A 26579-nucleotide genomic window follows, 5' to 3' on the forward strand; every position below is an offset into this window, starting at 1 on the left:
CGCGGAGTGCCGGCTCCCCCCTCGGGCCGACCCCGGCCCAGCACTGATCAATTTAGGAGGATCTCTCTCAATGCTGAAGAAGTATCTGCTCATCTTTTTGATTTCCATGGTCCCGGTGGTGGAGCTGCGGGGCGCCATCCCCTACTCCCAGGTGATGGGGCTGCCCCTCCTCCCCTCCTACATCGTCTGCATCATCGGCAACATGCTCCCGGTGCCCTTCATCTACCTCTTCGCCCGCAAGGTGTTGGAGTGGGGCTCCACCAAGCCAGTGATCGGCAAACTGTTCGCCTGGTTTTTGCGCAAGGGGGAGCGGGGCGGCCAGAAGCTGCAGGCCAAGGCCGGCCGCGGCCTCTTCGTGGCCCTGCTCCTCTTCGTGGGGATCCCCCTGCCCGGCACCGGCGCCTGGACCGGCACCCTGGCCGCCAGCCTGCTGGACTTCGACTTCAAATCCAGCGTCCTCGCCGTCATGGGCGGGGTGCTGCTGGCCGGCGTCATCATGGGGCTGGCCAGCGCCGGGCTGCTGGGGGCCTTCGGCTTCCTCGCCGCCTAACAAGCCACACAGAGGGCCGCTCCCGTCAGCCGATCGGCCGGGGGCGGCCCTCCTGTCCGTCAAACTGCAAAAAGGAGGGAGAGCAGATGCACCCACCCCGCCGTACCGCCCTCTCGGGCTTTGGCCTCAAGTGGCTCGCCGTCTGCACCATGCTTGTCGACCACATCGGGGCGGCCATCCTGGAGCCGGTCTTCCTCCTCCCCCTCTACGGGCTCTACAAGGGCGGCGGGGGTCTCCCCGGCTGGTACGAGCCCCTGCTCCTGGCGGACATGGCGCTGCGTGCCGTCGGGCGGCTGGCCTTCCCCCTCTTCTGCTTTTTGCTGGCAGAGGGGTTTTGCCACACCCGCGACCGACGGCGCTACGCCCTGCAACTGCTGACCTTCGCCCTCCTGTCGGAGATCCCCTTTGACCTGGCCTTCGCCCTGACCCCCTTTTCGCCGGACTGCCAAAACGTCTACTTCACCCTCTTTTTTGGGGTGTTGTCCCTGCAACTGCTGGTCTGGCTGGAGGGGCGAGCGCTGCTCCAGGTGCTGGGGGTGGGCCTCTGCTGCCTGGCGGCCGCCAGGCTCTCTGCCGACTACGGGGCCATGGGGGTGCTGCTGGTGGCCCTCTTCTACCTGACCCGGCGGCAGCCGGCGGCGCGGGCGGCAATGGGGTCCGCCGCCCTGCTCTCCCTGGGTACCTCGGAGATCCCGGCCCTCTTCTCCCTTCTCCCCATCTCCCTTTACAGCGGCGAAAAGGGGCAGGGGCCCAAGTGGTTTTTTTACTGGTTTTACCCCCTGCACCTGCTGCTCCTCTGGGGGGCCGGCCGCCTGATCGCCGGGGCCGTCGCCCTCTGAAAAAAGTCCGCCAGTGTTCCCCTTTCCCCCACCACAGGGTAAAAAGGAAGGCCCTCCGTCCCGGGGAGCACAGCAGCCGCACAGGCTGTCCCTGCCAGGGCGTCTTTTCCCCAGCTCTGCGCAGCCGGGCCAACAAGTGCTCTCCGTCCCCCTTTCCCGCAAGGCCCCCACCCCTACCACCTCGTCGGCCGGAACTGCCTCCCCTTTCGCAGCCAGTCTCTCACCGGCTCCATGCAGCCGGACCAACAAGTGCTTTTCCCTCCTTTCCCGCCAACGCTTCCAACTCCTCCCGCCTCGTCGGCCGAAGCTGTCCCCCCTTTCACAGCCAGTCTCCCACCGTCCCCATGCGGCCGGGCCATCGAGTGCTTTTCCCCCCCTTTCCCGCAAGGCCTCCACTCCTACCACCTCGTCGGCCGGAACTGTCTCCCCTTCCGCAGCCAGTCTCTCACCGGTCCCATGCGGCCGGACCAACAAGTGCTTTCCGTCCCCCTTTCCCCGGACAAACTCCACCCAAAAAAAGTCGGCTTTTCTCTTTTCAGTCGCGCCGGGGCGTGCTATAATGGGATAAATAGCGGTGTACAGGGGAAAACGTTGCCCCCGTCCCCGCAAAAACAGGTTGGAGGAATCGCAGATGAAGGTGCAACAGCTCCTGCGCAGAAAGCGCGCGCAAAAGGGGTTCACTCTGGTCGAAGTGATCGTGGTGCTGGTCATCCTCGCCATCCTGGCGGCCCTGCTCATCCCCTCCATGGTCAAGTGGATCGACAAGTCCCGCTGGGCCGAGGCCGAGAGCCGGATGAATCTGGTGCGCAAAGCAGTCGTCTCCACCGCTGTCGAGGCCTATGCCAGCGACAAGTTCACCCCTGCCGACATCAAAGACCGCACCGTGGACGTGGTCAATGGCGAGGGGACGCTGGTCTCTCCTCCCGGGGCCCTGCAGGACTACTTTGTCAGCCATTTGAAAGAGTATTTGGGCGAGGACCTGACCCTAAAAGACTTTTGGGTGTGGGGCCAGTACAACCAAGACGGCACCGTCTATTCCCTCGACATCTTTTACTACTTGAAGGGGAGCAACAACCCCCTCCCCGCCCTCCACTATCACGAGGACGCCTCGGGCAGCTCTCTGACGAGGGAGGAGGCGTGATCCCCGCCAGTCTTTCAAAAAAGGGAGCGCAGCCTTTGGGCTGTGCTCTCTTTTTTCCGCCCTTGTATTCTCTTTTCCGCCGTGATAGGATAAGGGGGTAGCGTCCCTTCGATAGGCGCTCTGCGCGGTCGTCTGCCCCTTTGCGGGCAACGGCCGCGCCAAAGCTGAACGGCTCAAGACAGCCCTTGATTTCCAACTGCCCGGCGCCCGCCGGGCCGACAAACACCCCCGGATAAAAGAGGGAGAGGAGGAAGCGCATTTGTCCACAGTGGAACTGGATTTTCCCGCCGTCGTAAAGGACGGCGAAGTCATTGGCTACGGCGGCAACCAGGAGTGGTTTTCGCGGGAGTGGCAGCGGCGCGCCGGGTGCGGCAGCGTCACCGGCGCCAACCTGGCCGCCTACTACGCCGCCCGCAGCGGCCATCTGGCCCCCCTCTACCCCGGCCGCCCGGGGGACTTTTCCTACCCCGCCTACCTCACCTGCATGGAGGAGATGTACCGCTACATGACCCCCGGCATCCACGGCTACCCCTTTGCCGGCCGCTTTGCGCGGGACTTCGCCCTCTACTGCCGGGAGCGGGGGCGGCACGCCCGACCCGTCGGCTGCGGAAAGATGGCCTCGGCCGGCGACGGCTTCTCCTTTGTCAAAGAGAGCATCGACCAGGGCGACCCGCTGGCGCTGCTCATCCTCCACCACCGCGCGCCCGAACTCAAGGACGACAACTGGCACTGGGTGACCGTCAGCGGCTACGCCGAGGGGGCGAATGGGCGGCAGGTCCTCCTCTCCGACTGCGGCGAGCGGGGGCTGGTCGGGGCGGACACCCTCTTTGAGGTGCACCCCAAAAACGTCATCCGCATGCTGCGCTTTTCCATCTCGTAGCCGCATAGGCAAAAAAGGGGGCGCCCCTGTCGCCCTGCTCGTGGCGGCAGACAGGCGCCCCCTCTTTTCAAAGAGGGAGGTCCCTTCCCTTTAGAAGCCCCAGCCCGCGTACTGAATGACCACGTCGACCACCGACTCCGACGCCTGCTGGCAGTCTACCAGCGGCACCAGGATGTCCAGCGGAATGGTTGTGGTGCAGCCACAGGCAGCCGGCGGGACCGGGTTGTAGTAGGTCTGGCTGACGATGTACTCGTGCTCCCGCTCCGGGTCGCGCACCTGCAAAAAGACGAAGTAGTCGTTTCCGCAAAGGCCCTCGACGTCGATGGTGACGTGCAGTTTCTGCACCGCCACCGGCGCGGGCACGCAGCCGCACACCGACGCGTGCTGGCACGGGTTCTTGGGGTCGGGCTCCACCGGGCCCAGCGTGGTCTTTAAAATCATGCTCACAGCAATTCCTCCTGTCGGGCAATTCGCCCCTGTATTGACACCCTCATGCTATGCCCGACTTGCACAGAGGGTGCCGAGACAGAAAAGCCCCGGGGCCCCGCCCCAGAAAGGAAACCGCCCTATGGATCTGCAGCCCCTTCTCTCCCCCCTGCCCGACGGCGACTGCCTCGCCCTGCTGCAGGGCGCAGCCGCCCCCCTCCTCGACTGGTACGACCAGAACCGGCGGCCCCTGCCCTGGCGGCTGGAACCCACTCCCTACCGGGTCTGGATTTCGGAAATCATGTTGCAGCAGACGCGGGTGGCGGCGGTCCTCCCCTACTTTCACCGCTTCCTCGAGGCGCTGCCCGACATCCCCTCCCTGGCCGCGGCCGACCCGGAACTGCTCCTCAAGCTGTGGGAGGGGCTGGGCTATTACAGCCGGGCGCGCAACCTGCAGTCCTGCGCAAAGGTCTGCATGCAACAGCACGGCGGCCAGCTGCCCGGCGACTACCGGGCGCTGCTGGAGCTGCCGGGGATCGGCCCCTACACGGCGGGGGCCATCGCCTCCATCGCCTTCGGCCTTCCCGTCCCCGCGGTGGACGGGAACGTCCACCGGGTCTTTGCCCGCCTCCTCAGCGCCGAGGGGGACATCGCCGCCCCGGCGGTGAAAAAGGCCCTCTTCGACCTGGCGGCGCAGGCCGTCCCCAGCGACCGCCCGGGCGACTTCAACCAGGCGATCATGGATCTGGGGGCCACCGTCTGCCTGCCCAACGCCCTGCCCCTCTGCGCCTCCTGCCCCCTGCGGGAGCGCTGCCAGGCCCTGGCCCGGGAGACCCGCCACCGCCTGCCCAACAAGGCGGCCAAAAAGGCCCGCCGGGTCGAAAAGAAGACGGTGGTGCTGGCCATCACCCCCCAGGGCGTCCTCCTCCACAAGCGGCCGGACAGCGGCCTCCTGGCCGGTCTGTGGGAGTTTTTGCTGCTGGACGGGCACCTCACCGCCGCCCAGCGGGGCCAGGCCCTGGCCGAGCGGGGGATCCCCGCCGGGCGGGCCCGCCGGCTCGGTCAGGCCAAGCACATCTTCACCCACGTGGAGTGGCGGATGGAGGGGGTCGCCCTCTACTGCCCCCCCTTCCCCCCGCCCGACGGCTGCCGCTTTGCCTCGCTGAAAGAGGTGCGCCAGACCTACTCCCTGCCCGGCGCCCTGCGGGCCTATACCGATTTACTGGAGGAATTGCTTTGAAATTCACCGAACAGCTCGACCACTATACCCCCACCTGCCCGCAGGAGGAGAAGGACCGGGAGGTCATCCTCTCCTACCTGCGCTGCTTTGACAACCTGCTGACCCGCGACAACGAGTTCGCCCACTTCACCGCCTCCTCCTTCATCGTCAACCGGGAGCGGACCAAGACCCTGCTGTGCTACCACAACCTCTACGACTCCTGGGCCTGGACCGGCGGACACGCGGACGGGGACGACGATCTGCTGGCCGTGGCCATCCGCGAGGCGCAAGAGGAGACCGGCGCCCAGACCCGCCCCCTCTACCCCGGCATCTACACCCTGGACATCCTGCCGGTCTGGGGGCACGTCAAGCGGGGCCGCTATGTCAGCAGCCACCAGCACCTCAACTTTACCTATCTGTTGGAGGCGGACGAGCGCCAGCCCCTGGCCGTCAAGCCCGACGAAAACAGCGGGGTGCAGTGGGTGCCCATCGACCAGATGCTCACCTACTCCACCGAGAGGGAGATGCACCCGGTCTACCAAAAACTCATCGACAAGCTGCGCCTCTACGGCTGAACAGACCAAACCGCCCGCCCCACCCCAACCGACAAAACGGCTGGGGTGGGGCGGGCGGTTTTTGAGGGGCAAGCCTTTTAGTAGAGGGTCTCGGGCCTCTCCCGCTCCCGCCAGAGTTCACCCAGGGCCTTCAGGTCCTCCCGAAAGGCCGCCGGCTCCTGCTCCGGCTTCTTTTCGATCTCCTCCAGCTCCACCAGGGCAAATGCCTGGGGGCCGTCGGCGCGCCAGTCGGCCGCCAGTTCGCTGCGGGGACAGTCCCCCGTCATCTGAAAAAAGGCAAAGCGGTTGCGGGCCCCCTGGGGGTCGGTCTCGGCGAGGATCAGCCGCCGCCCCCTCTTTTGGTTCTCAATGGCGTAGGCCAGCCCCCGCAGCGGCCGCTCCTTGTAGCCGCGGATCAGCTCTCTTTTGCGCTCCTTTTCCATCAGTATCCCATCTCCTTGAGGATGCGGGCGAGAACGGCAAACCGCTCGCCCAACATCTCATCGTCCTTGGCGAGGGCGTCCTGAAAGAGGCGGATGTCCTCGTCGATGCAGGCGTTGTCGGTGCAGACCGAGATCCGCATGGCGTCGCCCTGCAACCCCACCTGGTCCACCGAGGGGTCCTGCTCGTCGTACAGCTTGGGGTAGCGGTAGGCGTCGCGGAAGTACTGCTGGGAGCGGCAGACCAGGATGGCCAGATCCAACACCCGGTGCAGGGGCAGCTCCTCCGACTGGCGGGACCACTTCTCCCCGGTGTAGCGCCAGACCTTGGCCGAGATGTCCACCCGGCCCCGGTCGTTCCACTGGGCCAGCCCCAGGGAGAGGCCCTTCGCGTCGGTCTCGTAGGCGCGGCGGCCGTCGATATTTTCGTAGTTTTCGGTCACGATGACCGGTTTGTGTTTGAGATTGGTTGGGATCTTCATCTCGTCGCCTCCTGCTCGCCTATCTTTAGTAATTTACTAAATTACTAATTTAGTAAATTCAGTGTACCCCTTTTCCTCCTCCCTGTCAAGGGCCCACTGTCGGCAGGGCCGGTGGCCCCACATCTGGGGGCCAAGCCCGGCGTTGCCCCCCACGCCTCACGGCGCGGGTACCGCCTGCCACGGACCCTGGGCCCACCCATTCCCACACCGTCGCCCGGCCTGCCATCTGCTCCTCTCTGCGTCGATTTGCGAGCGCATGTATGTCATCGGGATACCACTCTGCCCCCGGCACTGCAACCCTCTCCCCGCTTCACAGCTCCGATTTCCGCCCTGTTTTCGCTGCAAAGAGGATGGGATAGTTGCAGTTCCAACTGGTACGCGCTAACATTCTTCTCCCTTCTTCTATCCCTCCTTTGGCGCGATTGGCAGGCCGCGCTTTCACTGTGTCAAAAGGGATTTCCATGCTCTTCCGATCGCTGACGCTTTTCTGAACACCCCGGCACAACTGAAGGATCCTTCTACACAAAAAAAACAGGCAGCTCCTCGGGGGAGCCGCCTGTCTCTCAATTTTCTTCCCAAAGTGGGGAAACGCAGAGGGTCTTGCCGCAGCGGGGGCAGGTGCCCCCCTCTCCAGCTCGCCCTCCTCGTTGGGCCTCTGGCACATCTCCTGCAAAAAGGCGTAGTCGGCGGTGGAGGGCCCCCCGAGGAGCGCGGAGGTGAGCGCCTCCATCCCCTCTCTCGGTCACCGCCCGCGCCAGCAGCAGAACCGCCAGCTGGTCGGGGGGTTGCAACACCCGCGGGTCGCGCAGGGGACAGCCCGTCCGCCGCCGTGGCCGACCGCACCTTCCCCTTCTATGCTCTCCCTTCCCGCCCAGTTGCCCCCTGGCCAGAGCAGAGTGGAGGTCCACCTGAAAAGACGGTGCTCCCTCCCTTTCGGCTGCCCTAGTGGGCGCCGATTTCGTCCAGGTGCCGCAATATTGCCTGGGAAACGCCGCTCTCGGCGTTGGAGGCGGTGCGGTACCGGGCCGCCTCTTTGGCCTCGGCAGAGCCGTTTTCCATGGCAAAGGACCAGTGGGCAAAGCGGAGCATCTCCAGGTCGTTGTCGGCGTCGCCAAAGGCCATGGTCTCCTCCGGGGCGATGCCCAGCTCAGCGCAGAGGGCCTGCAAAGCCACCCCCTTGTTGCAGCCGGCGGCATTGAGCTCCAAACTGCCGGGGACGGAGGAGGTGCGCACCAGCCCCGCGGTCTGGGAGATGGCCGCCTGTACCTCCTCTTGGGCCCCCTCCGGCAGGTAGAGGCCGTTGATCTTCTCGATCGGCCGCCCCCGCAGCTGCTGCCACACCCCTTGGGAGGGGGTGTTGTAGGAGCGCAGGTTCTCCAAAAAGCCGGGCGAGAGGCCGCACTCCCCCAGCCGCAGAAAGTCGCCCTCCTCTATGTAGCTGCGGCCCCCAGCGTAGAGCTCAAACACCCCGCCCCGCCGCCAGAGCAGCTGCACCACCGGCTCCCAGCAGCCGGGCAGGATCTCCCGCACCGGCTCCACTTCGCCGGTGTCCGCCCGCCGCAGGGCCGCCCCGTTGGAGAGGATGGCGTACTGGGCCACGGCGATCTGCTCCGCTGCGTCGGCCAGGGCCTGCCAGGTGCGCCCGCTGGCAATGGCCACCACCGCCCCCCTGTCCCGGGCCAGCGCCAGCGCCTCCCTGTCCCGGCGGGAGACCCCCTTGTGGTCATCCCCCAACAGGGTACCGTCCAAATCGGTGACGATCAGTCGTATGCCCATCTCGTTTCCCTCCACACTCTCGTTCTCTCCGTCCATTATATCACAAGCGCGCAACGCGTGCAGCGATATTGGTCGTCGGGCAGGAGGCAAACGGCGTTTGCGCATCTGCCCGGCCATCCCCGGCATCATGGCTGCAAAGCGGCCGTGATGTCCCATTTCCCCGCCCCCGCCATTCCGGGGCGGTGGGCGCAAAAAGGGGCGGTGGGAGCAAAGTCGCTCCCACCGCCCCATCTGGTGGTAAAATCCGGCTGAAAAGGGCTACTGCTCCTCTTCCTCCACCGCGTAGACCTGGGGGGGACCCATCCCCGCCAGCTTGTAGACCATGGGGGTCAGCCGCGGCTTGAGGATGTCGACCCCCTTGCCCACCAGGAGGATGCTCACCAGGGTGCCAAAGCCCCAGGGCGCCTTCATCAAAAGCGCCAGGGCAAACATGACGGCGTAGACGATGTAGAGGCCGACACCGTAGGTCTTTTTGAGCATCCGCTCCCCCACCGTGAGGGAGAGCATGTCCAGCGCCTGAATGCCCAAATCGATGGGCAGGTAGTAGGCCAGGGCCAGGGTGATGAGCAGGTTGCCGATGACCGGGTAGAGATAGGCCACCCAGCCGGCGGCAAACTCGACCCCCGCGATCGAGCGGATGACCCCGTTGAAAAAGTTGATGCAGGGCCCGGTGCAGAAGGCAAAGATGACAGAGCCCACATTGACCATCTTGCGGTCGATGAAGATGAAGGCCACGACGATGGAGACGTTGCAGATCATCGACACGTCCCCCACCTTGAGGCCGGTCAGGTTGCCGATCCCCTGCTGAAAGGCGGTAAAGGGGTCGCTGCCCAGGTTGCCAAAGACGCAAAGGGAGATCCCCAGCGCCATCAGCGGCACCGCCGGGAGCATGACCAGCGTCCGCCGCAGGTACCCCTTGACTTTATCACTCACGTTTTTTCCTCCCCCCGCCTGCAAAAACTCCCCTGCAGTGTGAGACACCGCAGAGGAGTTTATAACTCAGGTGGTGTTTTTGCCTATTTGCTGATCTCGGACAGGAAGCTGTTGCCCTCGACATCGGCCTTGACGCCCAGGTACTCGGCGACGGTGGCGGCAATGTCGCAGAAGCCGTAGCGGGTGCCCAGGTCGACGCCCGCCTTCACAGAGGGGCCGTAGGCCAGCATGGGCACGTACTCGCGGGTGTGGTCGGTGTGCTTGGTGTAGGCCGGGTCACAGCCGTGGTCGGCGGTGATGATCAGCAGGTCGTCCGGGCGCATCCCCTCCATGAACGCGGCAATCTGGCCGTCAAAATCGGTGGCCGCCTGGGCGTAGGCGTCCACGTTGCGGCGGTGGCCGTAGGCCATGTCGAAGTCCACCAGGTTCAGGAAGCACAGGCCGTCAAAGTCGCGGCCCTGCATCTGCATCAGTTTGTCCATGCCGTCGTCGTTGCTGACGGTGCGGTTGGACTCGGTCAGCCCCTGCTCGGCGAAGATGTCGAAGATCTTGCCGATGGAGATGCACTCCTTGCCGCTGTCCTTGATGTAGTCGAGGACGGTCTTGCGGGGGGGCTTGATGGAGAAGTCGTGGCGGCGGGAGGTGCGCTTAAAGGCCCCCGGCTCCCCGACAAAGGGGCGGGCGATGACCCGGCCCACGGCGTGTTTGCCCTTGAGGATGTTCCGGGCGATCTCGCAGTAGCGGTAGAGCTCCTCCACCGGGACGATGTCCTCGTGGGCGGCCACCTGGAACACGCTGTCGGCAGAGGTGTAGACGATCAGGTCGCCGGTCTTCATGTGGTGCTCGCCGTAGTCGTCCAGCACCTGGGTGCCCGAGTAGGGCTTGTTGCAGACGACCTTGCGGCCGGTCTGCTCCTCAAACGGGTCCAGCACCTCGCGGGGGAAGCCGTCGGGGTAGGTGGGCAGGGGGTCGGCGGAGGTCACGCCGGCGATCTCCCAGTGGCCGATGGTGGTGTCCTTGCCGTTGGAGCGCTCGCGCAGGCGGGCAAAGCTGCCCACAGGGGCGGCCTCCTTCTCGCCGCAGGTGACACCCTCGATATTGAACATCCCCAATTTTTTCAGGTTGGGGGTGTTGAAGTTGGGGGACTTGGAGATGGAGCCCAGGGTGTTGGCGCCGACATCGCCGAATTTGTCAGCATCCGGCTCCTCGCCGATGCCGAAGCTGTCCAGCACGATCAAAAATGCTCTTTTTGCCATATCGCTTATTTCTCCTTTGCCAAAAGATTTGGATGATGGTTTCATTTTAGCACGGCAAAGCTGCCAAAACAAGGCATATTGCAAAAGTTGCCCTCTTTCTTCAAAGAATTTCGAGTTTGTTCATCCCCTTTAAGAAAACGCTTTTACAAAATACACAAAATCACTCTCTTTTTGTTGGCGATTTCTCCCCGCCCCCTTTTCCCCCTTGCCGGTCGCGGCAGGGCCCCCTCCCTCTGCCAGGCGCAACTGTCTCTCTCCCCGCCCAGTGCGGCGGATGTCCTTCTCTCCGCACCCCGTCGGGCCCGATCGGCCTCTCTCCTCCCATTCATCCGCCGCTCCCCCCGCCGGAAGCGGCGGGCACCTCCTCTCCCTGCCGGGCACAGCACGCGGATACCTCTTCTCCCTACCGTGTGCAACGGCCCCCTCCCCCCTGTTGGCAAACCGGGCGCGCTTCTCCTCCGCCGTGCACGGCGGGCACCCCCTCTCCCTGCCGGGCACAGCACGCGGATGCCTCTTCTCCCTACCGTGTGCAACGGCCCCCTCCCCCCTGTTGGCAAACCGGGCGCGTCTCTCCACTGCCGTGCACGGCGGGCAACCCCTCTCCCTCTCCGTGCACAGCACGCGAATGCCTCTTCTCCCTGCTGTGTGCAACGGTCCCCCTCCCCCCTGTTGGGCAAACCGGGCGCGCCTCTCCTCCGCCGTGCACGGCGGGCAACCCCTCTCCCTGCCGGGCACAGCAGATGCCCTCTCCCTGCGCGACAGGCGCATCTTCCCCGCGCTGAAATGCGCTGCTTTCCCCCTCCCCCGCTGGAGCGCGCACAGTCGACCCACCTCCCCACCAGGGGACAACCCGCGTTTCTGCAACCACCCCATCCAGCGTCGAACAGGAAAAAGGAGGCCCACCAAAGGCCGCCAAAAAGGGAGGGCGGAGAGGAGTGCCGCCCGTCCCAATGTGCACCGGTGCGCGGGGGACAACTGGATTGCCAGCGCCCCACGGCCCGCAAATGGGACCCCCCGCGTCCGCCGCAGCGCAGGGCCCCGAAAAAGGGGAACCGGCAGCTACAGCGGGCTCTCCCTCCCCGCCGGGCATGGCGATTGCCTCGGCAGTCCTCCCCGACCAGGGGATAGAACTCGTTTTATCGGCCCCCTGTCCAGCGGCGAGCGGGAAAAGGCGGCCCACTAGGGGCCGCCAAAGGGGGACTTGTACAGAGGCCCGCCGCCCGCCCAGGTATGCACCCGGTGTGCGGGGCGCAGCAGAAATTCCAGTGCCTTGGAAGCCCGCGGCGGCTTCCCCCCCGGCCATCGCGCCCGGGGTCCAAAGAGGGGGGGAGCAGTGGCTGCAGCAGGGCCACGCTGTGAAAAACAGCGGGTTCCGGCCCCTCCATCCCCTCGCCGCCGCTCCCCTCCGCACGCCGATCCAGGCGAAGGGGCCCTTCAAAAAGCCGGCGCGCAGCGGGGACCCCTTGTCAGTCGGTCTGCCGTTCCTCTTTCATGGCCCGGTAGCCGATGAGGACGGTCCACACGTAGGCGCAGGTCTTGGGGATCATCAACATCCCGATGGCGGGCACGGCATCGGCCCACAAAACCACCGGAATGTAAAAGCCAAAGCTCAAGACGATGGTCAGCCACATCCAGCGAAACGCCCTGTCCCCCGCCTCTTTTGCGCTGCAATAAAACAGCGCGATGACGAGGAGACCCAGCGCTGCGAAGGGGATATTGCGGTAGATCCCCCAGGACAGGGGGGCCGAGGCGCTCAGCCACCCGTTTTGCGGGAACAGGCAGAGGGCGATCCGCGCCCCGGCCAGGAGGTAGACGGCGGCCGTCGTTCCCCTTCTTCCCACAATGCGGTAGCGGTTGCGCCAGACGTAGTAGAGAAGGACGTAAAAGACGGTCATGGTGATGGAGGTCACCCATTTCCCGACCCCCAGGGCCGCGGTAAATTGGTCGAGCCCCGCGGTGCAGAGGGCAATCATGCGGGGCACAAGGTGAAATGAATCCCCCGCCCCCAGCACAATGGCCATGACGCCAAACAGTCGGTACTGCTTCTCTCCCCCGCTCTTGATTGCCATGGCGATTCCCACAGTCACGACCAGGGTCAGATACACCACATCAAAAATCGTCTCAACAATTGCCTGCAAAATACCTCTTCCTTTCGGCTTTAAAAATTCTATTTCAAGAGCAGTTCGCTCTCAAACAGCGTCAAAAGGGCGCGCTCCCCTGCACAGCCCCGGCGGAGACCGGCGGCGGGGTCTTCCCCCTCAAATGCCGCCTGCCCTCATTGTGAACACCGTTCATGTTGGCCCTCAAAAAATCCCCGCTGTACCGGGGAACTTTTGCGTCAGTAAATGGCCCGTCTGATCACTTCCAGCGCGGCCGCCTGCCCGTCGCTCTCCCGCAGCAGGGCCGCCAGGATCATGGAGAAAACCAGCTCCACGAACTGGTCGCGGGTGAAGGTCTCGTCAAAGGCGTCGGGGCGCACCTGTCTATCGCCCTCCAAAACTGCCTTCAGGTGCTCCTGCATGTGCCGCCAGGTCTGGGCCATCAGCTGCTTGGCCTCGGCCTTTTCCTCCCCCAAAAAATGCATGGCGTGCAGCGCGAAAAAGCCGGGATAGGTCTGGTTGCCCCAGACGATCCGCCCGTAGATCCAGCGGATGCAGGACAAAAAGCCATCAAAGCCCTCCCCCTGTTTTGGAAGCCGGAAAATATCGCCCCAGATGCTCTCAACGGTCGCGGCCACCAGACCGGACTTGGAGCCAAAGTAGTTGTAGACCGAGCCGACAGATATGCCGCAGGCGGCGGCCACCGAGCGAATGTTGAGGGCCGTCCAGCCCTTTTTCATGATCGATTCTCTGCTGACAGCCAAAATGGCCTCTCTGGAAGTCACCGCCGGATGCACTTCACCACCTCCAATATGAACAATGTTCATTATAGAGAACTGCTCCCCCTTTGTCAAGGGGCTGCCCCCCTCTCTTTTCGCCGTCGCCTCCCCATTCCGGCCGGCGCTGCCTCCAAACGCGTCGGCGCGCAGCCGCGCGACAGCCCCCTCCATCCGCTGCGCCGGCAGCAGGCGGCGAATGGGGGCCACAGCTGCTGGGAGAGGGCCCTCCCCCCACCGCGAGACGGCCGGAGGGACACCCCTCCCCTTCACTCCGCCCCGCTTTTCAAGTTCGCGCCACCCCTCCCAACCGGGGTCCGGCGCAAGCGGCCGCCCGCTGCGCGGCGACAAAAAATCCCTCCCGGTTCGCCCGAGAGGGATCGCTTCTAGTCTTCGCTCTTCAAAATTTCCGCCGCCTCTTCCACCGGCACCTCGATGACCTCGGCCTCCTTGTGGCGCTTGTTCATCTCGCGGTTGTGGTGGTCGCCGACCCCCAGCGGGGTGAGGATGAGCTTGTCGATGACCGGCACACAGGCGCTGATCCCAGGGCCGGTGAGGACAAAGGCGATGATGGTGCCCACGCTGACCACCCCGCCCATCAGGAATCCGGCGATGATGTAGCAGCCGTCCAGGGCGATCTTCATAAAGCGGTACTGAAAGGTCGGGTGCTTGTCCATGATGCGAAAGAGGATGGAGTCGGTGTTGCCGAACCCAAAGCGGAGGGAGACCACCAGCGCCAGCCCCAGGATCATGAAGACAAGGCCCAGGGCGATGTAGGCGCTGCGCACCCAGAGGTTGTTGTGCTCGGCGACAAAGCTGCGCATAAAGGGCTCGTAGAGGCCCAGGGCAACCGAGAAGAAGATGGAGTTGATGACCGTCCCCACGTTGATGTACTTGAAGGCAAAGAGGATGGCCACCACCAGGGTGACGTTGTTGTTGATGGTCGAGGCCATGCCGATGCCGAAGTGGAAGGTGTGGTCCAGCCCGTCCAGCCAGACGGAGATGGGGTCGCTGCCCAGGCCGCTGCAGATAAACAGCCCCACGCCGAAGGCCGAGACCGCCGCCGCGATAAACATCAAAATCGTCTTGACCAGCACCTGTTTGACGGTCATATTCCCCAGTTTGTCATTGTAAAGCTGTTTGAGCCACATCTTGTTTTACCCCTCCAAAAATCCCAGTTCTCATCACAGGCCGTTATTCCTCATAATAGCAGTGAAGGTTTCACAAGTCAACAAAAATTGCCCGGCAAACGGTCTGGGACGGCACTTTTTTCTCCCCGCGTCCCCGAAAAAAGCGGCTTCCCTTTCCCCTTGCAAAAAGCGCTCTTTTGTCAAATCGTTTTTCCCTCTTCCCTGCCCTCCACCTCCAAAAACAAAAAAGAAAGCGCTTTCCTTTTTGTTTGCGGGGTACTATAATAACAAGCAGATTGCCACCATCACCAGAGAGATAGGAGCGATGCACTTTGAGAAAGACAAAAATCATCTGCACCCTGGGCCCGGCCACTGACCGGGAGGGCGTATTGGAAAATATGATCAAGGCCGGGATGGACGTGGCCCGGGTCAACTTCTCCCACGGCAGCCACGAGGAGCACGCCAAGCGGCTCGAAAAGCTGGTGGCCCTGCGGGAGCTGCTCAACCTGCCCATCGCCACCATGCTGGACACCCGCGGCCCCGAGGTGCGCACCAAGTGCTTCAAATCCGGGCCGGTCAATTTGAAAAAGGGGCAGAACTTCGTCCTCACCACCCGGGAGGTGGAGGGGGACGAGAACATCGTCTCGGTCACCTACCAGGGGCTGCCGGGGGATCTAAAGCCGGGCGACACCGTCCTCGTCGACGACGGCAAGGTGGAGCTGCGGGTCCTCTCCACCGACGCCACCGACATCGCCTGCGCCGTGCAGAACGACGGCCCGGTGGGCGACCACAAGGGCATCAACCTCCCCGGCGTCAGTCTGCGCATGCCCTATATGTCTGAACAGGACGCCGACGACATCGAGTTCGGCATCCGCGCCGGGTTCGACTTCATCGCCGCCTCCTTTGTCCGCTCGGCCGACGACGTGCTGCAAATCCGCAAGCTGCTGGACAAACACCGCTGCAAGAGCATCAAGATCATCTCCAAGATCGAGAATGCCGAGGGGGTCGCCAACATCGACGACATCCTGCGGGTGTCCGACGGCATCATGGTGGCCCGGGGCGACATGGGGGTCGAGATCCCCCTGGAGGAGATCCCGGTCATCCAAAAGATGCTCATCAAAAAGTGCTACAACGCGGGCAAACAGGTCATCACCGCCACCCAGATGCTCGACTCGATGATGCAAAACCCCCGCCCCACCCGCGCCGAGGCCACCGACGTGGCCAACGCCATTTACGACGGCACCAGCGCCATCATGCTCTCGGGGGAGACCGCCGCCGGCCACTACCCGGTGGAGGCGGTCAAGACCATGGCCCGCATCGCCTGCCGGGCGGAGGAGGACATCCGCTACGACAACCGCTTCCGCGCCCGGGCCATCTCCGACAAGCTCAACATCACCGACGCCATCTCCCACGCGGCCTGCACCTCGGCCTACGATTTGGAGGCCAAGGCCATCATCGTGGTCACCAACTCCGGCACCACCGCCCGGATGGTCAGCAAGTACCGCTCCTCCATCCCGGTGATCGGCTGCTCGGTCACCGGCACCGTCTGCCGGCAGATGAACCTCTCCTGGGGGGTCACCCCCCTGCTGCTGCCCGAGTGCGACGACCTGGACGACCTCTTTGAGCTGGCGGTGGAGGCCGCCAAGGGCGCCGGGCTTGTGCGCGACGGCGACCTGGTGGTCATCACCGCCGGCACCCCGCTGCGCCAGTCGGGCACCACCAACCTGCTCAAGGTGCACATCGTGGGCGACGTGCTGATCTCCGGCAAGGGCATCAGCGACGGCAAGGTGGTGGGCAACCTCTGCGTCTGCAAGGACGAGGACGAGGCCCTGCAGAAGTTCAAACAGGACGACATCCTGGTCATCCCCGAGACCTCCCCCAAAATCCTCCACCTGCTGAAGATGGCCTCCGGCATCATCACCGAGGAGAAGTTCGACGACTGCTACACCGGCATCGTCGGCTCGGCGCTGGACATCCCCGTCCTCATCGACGCCGCGGGCTGCACCGAGACCCTCAAGAGCGGCACCACCGTCAAGCTGGACGCCACCAAGGGCATCGTCTCCTCCAGCACCCTGGAGAGCTCCCTCAACCGGGAGGAGTGACCGGCCATCCGCCAATAAAAGGGAGCGGGCTGTCTTATGGCAAGACAGCCCGCTCTCTTTTCGTCTAGCCGCCGATTTCCACGCAGGAGAGATACCGAAAACCGCCGTCCTCCGCGACCCGGGCCGTCAACCTCTTTTTGCCCTGGGGCGTGCCGTCCTGGCTCTTAAAAATGGAGAACTCGATGTCGATGGTGTCCCCCCGGATGTCGAAGCGGTCCAGGGCGGTCACATACTGCTCGGTCTTGTCGTAGGGGAGGATGGCATAGGCCCCTCTTGCCGGCAGGTAGGAAAACGCCGCCCTCGTCTGCTCCGCCGTCATCCCAAAGCGCTGGGCAGTATAGGCCTCCACCTCCTCCTGGGAAAAGAGGTAGCCGTAGGGCTCCTGGCCGTAGAGCCCCTCGCCGTACTTCTCCCCTTCCGGCTCCCGGCCGGCGTCGGGGTACTGGGGGTAGTAAAAGCTCCAGGCGAGCACCTCGTCCGCCTCCAACTGCTCGGGCGAGGTCCAGTCCCCCTGCAGGCCGCAGAGCATCCGGCCGTAGGGCGCCAAGTAGGTGGCCTCCACCCACTCGGCGCTGACTTTCTCGGGGAACACCTTGGCGCGCAGGGCCTCTCCCTCCGGCGTGCCGGAAGGGGGCGGTTCGCACCCCGCCAGGAGAAGGGCGGCCGCCAACAGCACCCCGCCCATCGCTCTCAAGTGTCTCATTGTCGTCCCTCCTTGCAAAGTCGTCGGGTCCGTCATCCTTTCCAATTTCAGTATACCGGATCCCCCCTTTCCTGTCCCGGACGGCGGGCCGATTTTAACCCTTTTGACACCATTTTTTACCCTTTTGTAAGGTCTGTGTAAAGTCCCCGTTATCGTCCCATCCTCAAAGCTGATGGATGTTGTCAAAGAAAACCCGACCCTGTGCACACCCCCTTGTCGATTTTACACAAACATCTCCTGTTTTTTACATTCCGATTGCCGCCCCTGTGGGCCGATGCTATATTGATGGTGCCATCTCAACGGCCGGTTTTCCCCCAAAAAAGAGAAAACCCGATTTCGATGATCCGCCAAAGGAGGCCCTTTTTATGACCGTCTCCCTCTCCGCCTTTTTGCAGCAGCTCGTCACCAGTCCGCCCCTGCTCATCACCGTCCTGCTCACCCTGGGGGTCATTCTGGTCAACGGCTGGACCGACGCCCCCAACGCCATCGCCACCTGCGTCTCCACCCGCTCCATCAAACCCCGCCACGCCATCTGGATGGCGGCCGCCTTCAACTTTTTGGGGGTGCTGGTGATGACCGCCCTCAACGCCACCGTGGCCCAGACCATCTACAAGATGGTGGACTTTGGCGGCGACCCCCACCAGGCCCTCATCGCCCTCTGCGCCGCCCTCTTTGCCATCGTCACCTGGGCGACGGCGGCCTGGGCCTTCGGCATCCCCACCAGCGAGAGCCACGCCCTCATCGCCGGGCTCTCGGGAGCGGCCATCGCCCTACACGGCGGGCTGTCGGGGATCAACGGCGGCGAGTGGGTCAAGGTCCTCTACGGGCTGGTCCTCTCCACCCTGCTGGGCTTTGCCCTGGGGTGGCTGTGCACCAAGGCCATCGAGCTTCTCTTCCGCCGCGCCGACCGCCAGAAGACCCTGGGGCCCTTTCGCTGGGCCCAAATCGGCGGCGGGGCCGCCATGGCCTTTATGCACGGCGCGCAGGACGGGCAGAAGTTCATGGGCATCTTCATGCTGGGCATCTTTTTGGCCGGCGGCCAGGGGGACGCGCAGAGCTTTCAGATCCCCCTCTGGATGATGGTCCTCTGCTCCCTGGTGATGGCGCTGGGCACCTCCATCGGCGGGATGCGGATCATCAAGGCCGTGGGGATGGACATGGTCAAGCTGGAAAAATACCAGGGCTTTGCTGCCGACCTGGCCGGCGCGGGCTGCCTGCTCGTCTCCTCCCTGACCGGGGTGCCGGTGAGCACCACCCACACCAAGACCACCGCCATCATGGGGGTGGGGGCCGCCAAGCGGCTCTCCTCGGTCAACTGGGGGGTCGTCAAGGAGATGCTCCTCACCTGGGTGCTCACCTTCCCCGGCTGCGGCCTCATCGGCTACCTGATGGCCAAGCTCTTTATCTGGATCTTCTAACCGCGCCGCCGCGCGCAACCAAAAAGGAGGGACTTTCCATGGCCCACAAGAGAGAAAACGACTACTTTGAACTGCTCTGCCACCAGGTGGCCCACTGCACCGAGGCCGCCGGGCTGCTGCAGGCCATCCTCGCCGACTTTGACCCCGACGCGCTGCAGGACCAGCTGGCCTCGCTCCACCAGGTGGAGCACCGGGCCGACTTGGTCAAGCACGAGATGATGGAGAAACTCCTCCACGAGTTCATCACCCCCATCGAGCGGGAGGACATCACCGCCCTGGCGCAGGAGATCGACAACGTCACCGACAACATCGAAGAGGTCGCCCTGCGCGCCTACATGTACAACATCTCCGCCGTCCTCCCCCAGGCGGTGCGCTTCGGCGAGCTCATCGGCCGCTGCTGCCAGGCCCTGGAAGAGGCCATGGAGGAGTTCCGGCACTTCCGCAAGTCCCCCACCCTCTACCAAAAGATCGTCGCCGTCAACGAGTTGGAGGGGGAGGGCGACCAGCTCTACACCCAGGCGGTGCGCTCGCTCTACACCCAGGCGGCCGAACCGGCCGCCCTGCTGGCCTGGAGCGCGCTCTACGACCAGATGGAGAGCTGCTGCGACGCCTGCGAACACGTGGCGGACATCGTCGAGACGGTGGTCATGAAAAACAGCTGACTTGCCCCCACGGCCAAAAAAGGGCCCCGGCGCCAAATGCGCCGGGGCCCTTTTGTCCTTTTCGTCTCCGTCAGCCCTCTTCGGGCCGCCAGCCCTTGCAGACATCCACCCACTTTTCCGCTTTGGCCAGCGAAAAGAGGTCGTCGCACCCCAGTTCGATGGCCGAATTGCTGCTGCCGCAGGCGGGAAAGACCGTCTCGAAGCGCCGCAGGGACTCGTCCAGGCAGACCAGGATGTCCTCCCGCGCCAGGGCGAAGGGGCAGACCCCGCCCACCGCGTGGCCGGTCAACTCCTCCACCGCGTCGGGGGCGAGCATCTTGGCCTTGCAGCCAAAGGTGTCCTTAAAGCGGCGGTTGTCCACCTTGGCGTCCCCCGCCGCGACGATGAGGAGGGCGCTCTCCCCCCAGACAAAGGACAGGGTCTTGGCGATCCGCGCCGGAATGGTGCCCACCGCCTTGGCCGCCAGCTCCACCGTGGCGCTGGAAACCGGGAACTCCAAAATCTCCCCCTCCCGCCCCAGGGCGGTCAGGTATGCTCGCACTGCCTCAATAGCCATCTCGCAACAACTCCTCTTCTCTTCTTCTCTTCTCGGGCGGCCGGGCCGCCCCTACTCTGCCAGCAGCCGCGCCCGCAGGGCGCCGATCTCGCCGCCGGTCAGGCCGATGGCACGCAGGTACCGCTCGGCTCCCCCCTGGCGGCGCAGTTCCGCCAGGGCCATCTCCATGTTTTCCGGTGCGGAGGAGAAGGCCCCCTCCGGAATGCCGCCGGGGGCCAACTTCTCCAGCGCGGCCCGCTGCTTGGCGAAGAAGGGGGCCATGTTGGCCTCGCTGGCGGCATAGTCGGCGACGATGACCGCCTCCTCCACCCCCGCCAGGGAGAGCAGGAGCATGGAGAGGACGCCGGTGCGGTCCTTCCCGGCGGTGCAGTGGTAGAGGACGCAGCCCTCGCGGCAGCCGGCCATCAGCGAGAGGGCCCGGGCGAGGGAGGGCTGGCTGTCCCGCAGCAGCGAGACGTAGAGCGCCCCCATGGAGTCGGGCAGCCCGGCGGTCTCCCCCGCCGCCAGGCTGGATTGGAGGTTGTCCAGCAGCGGCACCTCCTCACAGCGGATGTCCCGGTACCCCCGCAGGCTGCTGGGGGCGCGCCGGCACTCCTCCCCCGAGCGCAGGTCGATGGAGAGGCGCACCCCGTACCGGTACAGCGCCTCCAGGTCCCCCTCCCCCAGCCCGGCGGGCTGGTCGCTGCGCAGAAAGCGCCCGGCGCAAACAGCGCCCGGACCCGCCGGGTAGCCGCCCAGATCGCGGGTGTTGTAAGTCCCCTGCAGCGGCAGGGGGGCATTGGCCGAAATGAGAGCCATCTTCACTTCTCCCCTCTTTTGTATCTGCTCAAAAACCGCGGCGTGCACTTTTGCCCGCCATGGCTTTTCATTATACACCATTTTCTCGCCTTTCGCAGCCATTCCCCGAAAAAAGGGCGGCCGCGCTTTGGCGGTGGCGGGGCGGGGCGGAACGGCGGCCGGGCAAACTCCATAGTGTGAAACGGGACGGCGGAGAGCCGCCCTCTACTCTCAACAGACAAGGAGACAACTGCAATGTACCAAAACGATCTCCACGCCAAGGGCTGCGGCTCTTGCGGCGGCGACTGCGGGGGCGGCTGCACCGGCGAAACCGGCGGCAGATGCCCCCAGCAGCCCGCGATGGGCTATGTTCCCGACCAATCTTTCTCCAAGCTGTACACCCCCTCCACCGCGCTCTGCCGCGGCACCCTCTTCGGCGCCCTCGACAAGCCGTTTTCCGGAAAGGGGTGCCACTGCGATGAATAGAGAAAAAGAAAAGCTGATGAAGGTCATTCGGGAGAGCGACTTCGCCATCCAGGAATGCGCCCTCTACCTGGACACCCACCCCCGCGACAGCGCCGCGCTGCGCCTCTACGGCGACCAGCAGGCCCTGCGCAAAAAGGCGGTAGACGCCTACGAGCAAGCATTCGGCCCGCTCACCACTGCCGGCAACCAGTTTTCCAGCTGGCGCTGGATCGATGACCCGTGGCCCTGGGATTTGGAGGACTGACCGATGTGGACTTATGAGAAAAAGCTGCAATTTCCTGTGCAGATCAAAACGCCCAACCCGGCGATGGCCAAGGTCATCATCACCCAGCTGGGCGGCCCTGACGGCGAACTGGCCGCCAGCATGCGCTATCTCAACCAGCGCTACTCCATGCCCTATAAAGAGTGCAAGGGCATCCTCACCGACGTGGGGACAGAGGAGCTGGCCCACGCCGAGATGATCGGCTCCATCGTCCACCAGCTGACCCGCTGCCTCTCCATGGAGGAGATCAAGGAGGCGGGCTTTGACGCCTACTTTGTGGACCACACCACCGGCGTCTACCCCCAAGCGGCCGCCGGTTTCCCCTTCACCACGGCGGTGCTGCAGTCCAAGGGCGACGCCCTCACCGACCTCTTTGAGGACCTGGCCGCCGAGCAGAAGGCCCGCACCACCTACGACAACCTGCTGCGCCTGGTGGACGACCCCGACGTCATCGCCCCGCTGAAATTTCTGCGGGAGCGCGAGGTGGTCCACTTCCAGCGCTTTGGCGACGCGCTGCGGGTGGTGCAGGACAACCTGGACTGCCGCAACTTCTACGCCATGAACCCCGAGTTCGACAAATAGCTTTTCAGCCTCCTCCTCTCTCTCTCGCCCGCGCCGCGGCCCTCCGCCCGGCGCGGGCTTTTTTTGTCAAAAAGCCCCCTGTTTTAAATTTGACAAAAGGGGTTGTCCCATCCGGTCAACGTGCTATAATGGGAGCCAAGCCGGCCCGACCAGCGCCGCGCGAGAAGGGGGGACGCCGCTTGCATCCCACATTTTTTGCCCTGCCAAAAAGCCGGCAGATGCAGATCGTCAACGCCGCCATGGAGGTCTTTTCCCAGGGCGATTACCGCCACTGCGTCACCGACGACATCGCCGCCCGGGCGGGCATCTCCAAGGGGCTCCTCTTTCACTATTTTGAAAACAAGTTGGGGCTCTATCTCTACCTCTACCGGTACGCCCTGGACCTGGTGACCGAGCGGCTGCGCGCCCCCGCCATCGCCCAGGAGCGCGACTTCTTCGACCTGCTGGAGAGGGCGACACTGGAAAAGCTGGCCCTGATGAGGGAGCACCCCTCCCTGTTCGCCTTCTTCTTTCAGTCCCGGGTGGAGAAGGACGAGGCCGTCCTGCGGGCCCTGGAGACCGTGTGGGACCCCCTCATCGACCAGAGCGCCGGGCAGATCCTCGCCCAGACCGACTGGAGCCGCTTTCGCGACGACGTGGACCCCAAGCTGGTTTTGGATCTGGTGCTCTGGAGCGCGGAGGGGTTTTCCAAACTGCACGGCGAGCTTCGCTCGGGTGATTTGGAGGAGCTGAGCCGAGAGTACCTGCGGGCCCTGGATTTGATGCGCCGCCACTTCTACAAGCCCGAGTGGCTGGAGCCGCGGCAAAAGGAGCAGTGAGATGAACACCATTGAAATCGACAGGCTGACCAAGGACTACGGCCGGGGGCGCGGGGTCTTCGACCTCACCTTCTCGGTGGCACAGGGCGAGGCCTTTGGCTTTTTGGGGCCCAACGGTGCCGGAAAGACCACCACCATCCGCCACCTGATGGGCTTTAGCCGGCCCCAGTCCGGCTCCTGCCGCATCGGCGGGCTGGACTGTCTCACCCAGTCCCCCAGGATCCAAAAGGACCTGGGCTACATCCCCGGGGAGATCGCCCTCCCCGACGAGATGACCGGGCTGGAATTCCTCCGCTTTCTCGCCCGCTACCGGGGGGTGTCCGACTTCTCCCGCGCCGAGGCGCTGATGGCGCGCTTCGAGCTCGACCCCCGGGGGCGCATCCGCCGGATGTCCAAGGGGATGAAGCAGAAAGTCGGCATCGTCTGCGCCTTCATGCACGACCCGGCGGTGCTGGTGCTCGACGAGCCCACCAGCGGCCTCGACCCGCTGATGCAAAACCGCTTCATCGAGCTGGTGCTGGAGGAGAAGGCCCGGGGCAAGACCATCCTCCTCTCCTCCCACATGTTTGAAGAGGTGGAGCGCACCTGCGACCGGGTGGGCATCCTCCGCCAGGGAAAGCTGGCCGCGGTGGAGGGGGTCGACCGGCTCAAGGCCGACCGCCGCCGCACCTACGTGGTCTCCTTTGAAAGCGAGGGGGAGGCCGCCGCCTTTGCCGCCGACGCGCCCGGGGTCAAGGGCGCCCGGGGGCGGCGGGTGACGGTGGAGGTGGCCGGCCCCTTCGGGCCCTTTACCGCCGCCCTGGCCCGCCACCCGGTGACCGGGCTGGAAGAGGTCCGCCTGACGCTGGAGGAACTCTTCCTCCACTACTACGGGGAGGGAAAGTAATGCGCCTGTCACTGTTTCGGGAGGGGCACCGCTCCAGTTGGAAGCTGCTGGTCATCTTCGCCGCGGTGCTCTCCCTCTACATCTCCATGATCACCACCATGTTCGACCCCGAGATGGGGAACATCCTCCAACAGCTCTCCGACTCCATGCCCCAGCTGATGGCCATGGTGGGGATGCAAAATCCCGGCACCACCCTGGTCAGCTTCCTCTCCACCTACCTCTACGGCATGCTGCTGCTCGCCTTTCCCCTGGTGTACGAGGCCATCACCGCCAACCGGCTGGTGGCCCGCCAGGTGGAGCGGGGCTCCATGGCCTACCTGTTGGCCGCCCCCTCCTCCCGCACACAGGTGGCCCTCACCCAGGCCTCGGTCCTCCTCACCGGAACCGCCCTGCTCATCGGCTACTGCACCGGCCTGGGCATCCTCTGCGCCCACCTCTTCTTCCCCGGCGAGCTGGACGTGAGCGCCTTTCTCCTCCTCAACGCCGGGCTCCTCCTCCTCCACTTCGCCGTCAGCGGCATCTGCTTTTTTGCCTCCTGCCTCTGCAACGAGGGGCGGACCGCCTCCCTCCTGGGGGCGGGCGTCCCGGTCCTCTTTTTGCTGATGCAGATGCTCTCCAACATGGGCGGCAAGCTGGAAAACCTCAAGTACGCCAACCTCTTCACCCTCTTTGACCCCGCCGGCCTCATCGCCGGCGAATCCTCGGCCCTCTGGGGGCTGCCGGTGCTGGCGGCGCTGGGCGCCCTCCTCTACGGGCTGGGCGTCTGGGTCTTCTCCCGGCGGGACCTGCCCCTCTGATTGGGCGCGCCCGCTCCGGGGCACCCTTTGGGGGAGGAGGCGAGGGCGATGAAACCACCCGTCTACCGCTTTGAGGCGGTCATCCAAAAGGTGGAGGGGCTCGACGGCGCCTATGTGGAGATCCCCTTTGACGTAAAGGCGGCCTTCGGCAGGCTGCGGGTGCCGGTGCACGCCACCTTTGACGGCTATCCCTATCAGGGGAGCCTGGTGCGCATGGGCGCGCCCGGGCACATTTTGGGGCTGCGAAAGGACATCCGCGCCGCCATCGGCAAGCAGCCGGGGGACCGGGTGACGGTCGCCCTGTGGGAGCGCATCCCCCCCGAGCGCCCAACCAAATAGCCGCCCACCGGGGGCCGCGCAGAGGGCAGAAGCCGCCTGCGCGGCCCCCTTTTGTCCCCCTTTTTCCAGAAAATAACCAGCTCTATTTGGTTGATTTCTCCATTTTTCCCCAGTATACTGGAGACAGAAGAACAAGACGAGGCCCCTTCCAGGGGCCCCGCCTTCTTTGTATCTCGCCCGTCCACCCCTTTTGTAAAGGAGGTCTGCCATGACGACAAACGCCCTCTTGCTGGCGGCGCTGGCCCTGGCCATCGCCCTCTGCGCCCTCTGCACCAAGCTGTCCCACCGGCTGGGCATCCCCGCCCTGGCCCTCTTCTCCCTCATCGGGATGCTCTTCGGCTCAGACGGGATCCTGGGCATCCCCTTTGCCGACGCCGCCATGGCCGAACAGCTCTGCTCCCTCGCCCTGGTTCCCATCCTCTTCTACGGCGGCTTCGGCACCAACTGGAAGACCGCCCGCCCGGTGGCGGGGCGGGCCATCCTCCTCTCCAGTGCCGGGGTCTTTCTCACTTCCGCCCTCACCGGCCTCTTCTGCCACCTGGCCCTGGGGATGAGCTGGTGGGAGGGGATGCTCATGGGCTCGGTGGTGGGCTCCACCGACGCCACCTCGGTCTTTTCGGTCCTGCGCTCCCACAAGTTGAATTGCAAAGGGGGGCTGGCCCCCCTGTTGGAGGTGGAGAGCGGCAGCAACGACCCCTTCGCCTACATCCTCACGGTGGCCATCCTCTCCCTCAAGGGGGGCGAGGGCTCCCTCGCCGGGCTCTTCTTGGCACAGGTGGGGGGCGGGGTCCTCTGCGGGTTCGCCCTGGGGGCGGCGGCGGTCTTTCTCATGAAGCGGCTGCGCTTTGAGAGCGAGGGCTGGCAGCCCATCTTCACCCTGGCGCTGGCCCTGCTCATCTACGCCCTCACCGGCCTTCTGGGGGGCAACGGCTACCTGGCCGTCTACATCGCCGGCATCCTGCTGGGCAACGCCCCTATCCCCCACAAGCGGCCCCTGGTCCACTTCTTCGACGGGGCGACCTCTCTGCTGCAAATCGCCATCTTCTTCACCCTGGGGCTGCTCTCCTTCCCCAGCGGGCTGCCACGGGTCCTCCCCGCCGGGCTGGCCATCTCCCTCTTCCTGGCCCTCGTCGCCCGGCCGGCGGCAGTCTTTCTGCTGCTGGCTCCCTTTCACATGCCCTGGCGGCAGAAGCTCCTCCTCTGCGTCGCCGGGCTGCGGGGGGCGGCGGCCATCGTCTTCTCCCTGGTGGTGGCGGCCGGCGCCCCGGGGCTGGAGCGGGACATCTTTCACATCATCTTTGTGGTGGCCCTCTCCTCGGTGACGGTGCAGGGGGCGCTGATCCCCTGGGCCGCCAAAAAGCTGGATCTGGTGGACCCCGACGGCACGGTGCTGGAGACCTTTACCGACTACCAGGAGACCGGCGCCGCCCGCTTGGTGCAGCTGCCGGCGGGGGCACTGCTGCAGGGCGCGCCCCGCTTTGTGGCCGATCTCCCCCTCCCCGAAGGGGTGCTGATCGTGGAGATCCTCCGCGCTGGGGAGACGGTGGTCCCCAGCGGCGGCACCCTGGTCAAAGAGGGGGACACCCTCACCCTCTGCGGGGAGGAGGAGAGCCTCTCCGCCCTCCTCTCGCCGGAGATACAGAGCTGATGTTTCGCCGGCTGCAAAAGGGGAGCGGCGCTGGATTTTTCC

Annotated in this window: 29 protein-coding genes; 17 read left to right on the forward strand and 12 right to left on the reverse strand. The window is 64.8% G+C overall.

Annotated features, from left to right (window positions below; translation table 11 throughout):
* Window positions 1-70 precede the first annotated feature (70 nt).
* The 4 genes from ACTNAU_RS11190 (at window position 71) to ACTNAU_RS11205 (ending at window position 3410) form a co-directional block, all read left to right on the forward strand.
* Window positions 71-550 (forward strand): COG2426 family protein, encoded by a 480-nt coding sequence (locus ACTNAU_RS11190; protein WP_021658946.1) that lies wholly within the window; start codon window positions 71-73, stop codon window positions 548-550.
* 86 nt (window positions 551-636) lie between these two features.
* Window positions 637-1389, forward strand: coding sequence for a TraX family protein (locus tag ACTNAU_RS11195; protein ID WP_441098472.1), 753 nt, complete (start codon window positions 637-639; stop codon window positions 1387-1389).
* A gap of 631 nt (window positions 1390-2020) precedes the next feature.
* Window positions 2021-2530, forward strand: coding sequence for a prepilin-type N-terminal cleavage/methylation domain-containing protein (locus ACTNAU_RS11200; protein ID WP_185915279.1), 510 nt, complete (start codon window positions 2021-2023; stop codon window positions 2528-2530).
* Window positions 2531-2798: 268 nt separating this feature from the next.
* Window positions 2799-3410, forward strand: coding sequence for a hypothetical protein (locus tag ACTNAU_RS11205; RefSeq protein WP_441098486.1), 612 nt, complete (start codon window positions 2799-2801; stop codon window positions 3408-3410).
* Between the two features lie 90 nt (window positions 3411-3500).
* Here ACTNAU_RS11205 and ACTNAU_RS11210 read toward each other — a convergent pair whose 3' ends face one another.
* Complete coding sequence (locus ACTNAU_RS11210; RefSeq protein WP_185915281.1) at window positions 3501-3857, reverse strand: hypothetical protein; 357 nt, start codon at window positions 3855-3857, stop codon at window positions 3501-3503.
* 121 nt (window positions 3858-3978) lie between these two features.
* Between ACTNAU_RS11210 and mutY the strand changes: the two genes are divergently transcribed.
* Window positions 3979-5076 carry an A/G-specific adenine glycosylase gene (mutY, locus tag ACTNAU_RS11215; RefSeq protein ID WP_441098473.1) on the forward strand — a complete coding sequence of 366 codons (1098 nt, stop codon included), beginning with the start codon at window positions 3979-3981 and terminating at the stop codon, window positions 5074-5076.
* A complete protein-coding gene (locus tag ACTNAU_RS11220) occupies window positions 5073-5630 on the forward strand; it encodes an NUDIX hydrolase (RefSeq protein ID WP_441098474.1) in 558 nt (185 codons plus the stop codon). Before mutY ends, ACTNAU_RS11220 begins: the two co-directional genes overlap by 4 nt.
* 77 nt (window positions 5631-5707) lie before the next feature.
* Here ACTNAU_RS11220 and ACTNAU_RS11225 read toward each other — a convergent pair whose 3' ends face one another.
* The 8 genes from ACTNAU_RS11225 to ACTNAU_RS11260 form a co-directional block, all read right to left on the reverse strand.
* Window positions 5708-6052 carry a GIY-YIG nuclease family protein gene (locus tag ACTNAU_RS11225; protein ID WP_441098475.1) on the reverse strand — a complete coding sequence of 115 codons (345 nt, stop codon included), beginning with the start codon at window positions 6050-6052 and terminating at the stop codon, window positions 5708-5710.
* On the reverse strand, window positions 6052-6531 hold the full coding sequence (locus ACTNAU_RS11230; RefSeq protein ID WP_021658939.1) for a DUF6530 family protein: 480 nt from the start codon (window positions 6529-6531) through the stop codon (window positions 6052-6054). The genes ACTNAU_RS11225 and ACTNAU_RS11230 overlap by 1 nt, the downstream gene beginning before the upstream one ends.
* Window positions 6532-7473: 942 nt before the next feature.
* Entirely contained in the window at window positions 7474-8307 is an 834-nt protein-coding gene (locus ACTNAU_RS11235; protein ID WP_441098476.1) for an HAD family hydrolase, read from the reverse strand.
* Window positions 8308-8565: 258 nt separating this feature from the next.
* Window positions 8566-9240, reverse strand: coding sequence for a YczE/YyaS/YitT family protein (locus tag ACTNAU_RS11240; protein ID WP_185915287.1), 675 nt, complete (start codon window positions 9238-9240; stop codon window positions 8566-8568).
* An 83-nt stretch (window positions 9241-9323) separates the two neighbouring features.
* On the reverse strand, window positions 9324-10496 hold the full coding sequence (locus ACTNAU_RS11245) for a phosphopentomutase (protein WP_185915288.1): 1173 nt from the start codon (window positions 10494-10496) through the stop codon (window positions 9324-9326).
* A 1466-nt stretch (window positions 10497-11962) separates the two neighbouring features.
* A complete protein-coding gene (locus ACTNAU_RS11250) occupies window positions 11963-12634 on the reverse strand; it encodes a hypothetical protein (protein ID WP_441098477.1) in 672 nt (223 codons plus the stop codon).
* 200 nt (window positions 12635-12834) lie between these two features.
* Window positions 12835-13422 carry a TetR/AcrR family transcriptional regulator gene (locus tag ACTNAU_RS11255; protein ID WP_441098478.1) on the reverse strand — a complete coding sequence of 196 codons (588 nt, stop codon included), beginning with the start codon at window positions 13420-13422 and terminating at the stop codon, window positions 12835-12837.
* Between the two features lie 335 nt (window positions 13423-13757).
* The gene (locus ACTNAU_RS11260; RefSeq protein ID WP_216401145.1) at window positions 13758-14522 is read right to left on the reverse strand and encodes a YczE/YyaS/YitT family protein; all 765 of its coding nucleotides are present in this window, start codon (window positions 14520-14522) and stop codon (window positions 13758-13760) included.
* 311 nt (window positions 14523-14833) lie between these two features.
* On the opposite strand from ACTNAU_RS11260, the gene pyk reads away from it, so the two are divergent.
* Window positions 14834-16603, forward strand: a complete 1770-nt coding sequence (pyk, locus tag ACTNAU_RS11265; RefSeq protein WP_441098479.1) for a pyruvate kinase — start codon at window positions 14834-14836, stop codon at window positions 16601-16603.
* Window positions 16604-16667: 64 nt separating this feature from the next.
* Here the strand turns inward: pyk and ACTNAU_RS11270 are convergent, their stop codons facing one another.
* Window positions 16668-17306, reverse strand: a complete 639-nt coding sequence (locus ACTNAU_RS11270) for a hypothetical protein (RefSeq protein WP_441098480.1) — start codon at window positions 17304-17306, stop codon at window positions 16668-16670.
* 365 nt (window positions 17307-17671) lie between these two features.
* On the opposite strand from ACTNAU_RS11270, the gene ACTNAU_RS11275 reads away from it, so the two are divergent.
* A complete protein-coding gene (locus ACTNAU_RS11275; protein WP_441098481.1) occupies window positions 17672-18724 on the forward strand; it encodes an anion permease in 1053 nt (350 codons plus the stop codon).
* A 38-nt stretch (window positions 18725-18762) separates the two neighbouring features.
* Window positions 18763-19386 (forward strand): DUF47 domain-containing protein, encoded by a 624-nt coding sequence (locus ACTNAU_RS11280; RefSeq protein WP_441098482.1) that lies wholly within the window; start codon window positions 18763-18765, stop codon window positions 19384-19386.
* Window positions 19387-19456: 70 nt separating this feature from the next.
* On the opposite strand, the gene ACTNAU_RS11285 is transcribed toward ACTNAU_RS11280, so the two are convergent.
* Together ACTNAU_RS11285 and ACTNAU_RS11290 are read right to left on the reverse strand one after the other, a co-directional pair.
* On the reverse strand, window positions 19457-19942 hold the full coding sequence (locus ACTNAU_RS11285) for a YbaK/EbsC family protein (RefSeq protein ID WP_185915296.1): 486 nt from the start codon (window positions 19940-19942) through the stop codon (window positions 19457-19459).
* 51 nt (window positions 19943-19993) lie between these two features.
* The gene (locus ACTNAU_RS11290; protein WP_185915297.1) at window positions 19994-20740 is read right to left on the reverse strand and encodes a tyrosine-protein phosphatase; all 747 of its coding nucleotides are present in this window, start codon (window positions 20738-20740) and stop codon (window positions 19994-19996) included.
* A 234-nt stretch (window positions 20741-20974) separates the two neighbouring features.
* Between ACTNAU_RS11290 and ACTNAU_RS11295 the strand changes: the two genes are divergently transcribed.
* The 8 genes from ACTNAU_RS11295 to ACTNAU_RS11330 all read left to right on the forward strand — a co-directional run bounded on the left by ACTNAU_RS11295 (window position 20975) and on the right by ACTNAU_RS11330 (window position 26537).
* Window positions 20975-21205: a spore coat associated protein CotJA gene (locus ACTNAU_RS11295; protein ID WP_185915298.1), complete on the forward strand. Its 231-nt coding sequence runs from the start codon at window positions 20975-20977 to the stop codon at window positions 21203-21205.
* Entirely contained in the window at window positions 21198-21449 is a 252-nt protein-coding gene (locus ACTNAU_RS11300) for a spore coat protein CotJB (protein ID WP_021658920.1), read from the forward strand. The genes ACTNAU_RS11295 and ACTNAU_RS11300 overlap by 8 nt, the downstream gene beginning before the upstream one ends.
* Before the next feature lie 3 nt (window positions 21450-21452).
* Window positions 21453-22049, forward strand: a complete 597-nt coding sequence (locus tag ACTNAU_RS11305) for a manganese catalase family protein (RefSeq protein WP_021658919.1) — start codon at window positions 21453-21455, stop codon at window positions 22047-22049.
* A gap of 179 nt (window positions 22050-22228) precedes the next feature.
* Entirely contained in the window at window positions 22229-22867 is a 639-nt protein-coding gene (locus ACTNAU_RS11310) for a TetR/AcrR family transcriptional regulator (RefSeq protein ID WP_441098483.1), read from the forward strand.
* A 1-nt stretch (window position 22868) separates the two neighbouring features.
* Entirely contained in the window at window positions 22869-23753 is an 885-nt protein-coding gene (locus ACTNAU_RS11315) for an ABC transporter ATP-binding protein (RefSeq protein WP_256135526.1), read from the forward strand.
* Entirely contained in the window at window positions 23753-24550 is a 798-nt protein-coding gene (locus tag ACTNAU_RS11320) for an ABC transporter permease subunit (protein WP_441098484.1), read from the forward strand. The genes ACTNAU_RS11315 and ACTNAU_RS11320 overlap by 1 nt, the downstream gene beginning before the upstream one ends.
* A gap of 48 nt (window positions 24551-24598) precedes the next feature.
* The gene (locus tag ACTNAU_RS11325; protein WP_216401136.1) at window positions 24599-24889 is read left to right on the forward strand and encodes a DUF1905 domain-containing protein; all 291 of its coding nucleotides are present in this window, start codon (window positions 24599-24601) and stop codon (window positions 24887-24889) included.
* A gap of 208 nt (window positions 24890-25097) precedes the next feature.
* Window positions 25098-26537, forward strand: coding sequence for a potassium/proton antiporter (locus ACTNAU_RS11330; protein WP_441098485.1), 1440 nt, complete (start codon window positions 25098-25100; stop codon window positions 26535-26537).
* Window positions 26538-26579: the final 42 nt, after the last annotated feature.

Source organism: Bittarella sp. HCP28S3_D9, from assembly GCF_052065655.1.
GTDB classification, from domain to species: Bacteria; Bacillota; Clostridia; order Oscillospirales; family Ruminococcaceae; genus Bittarella; species Bittarella massiliensis.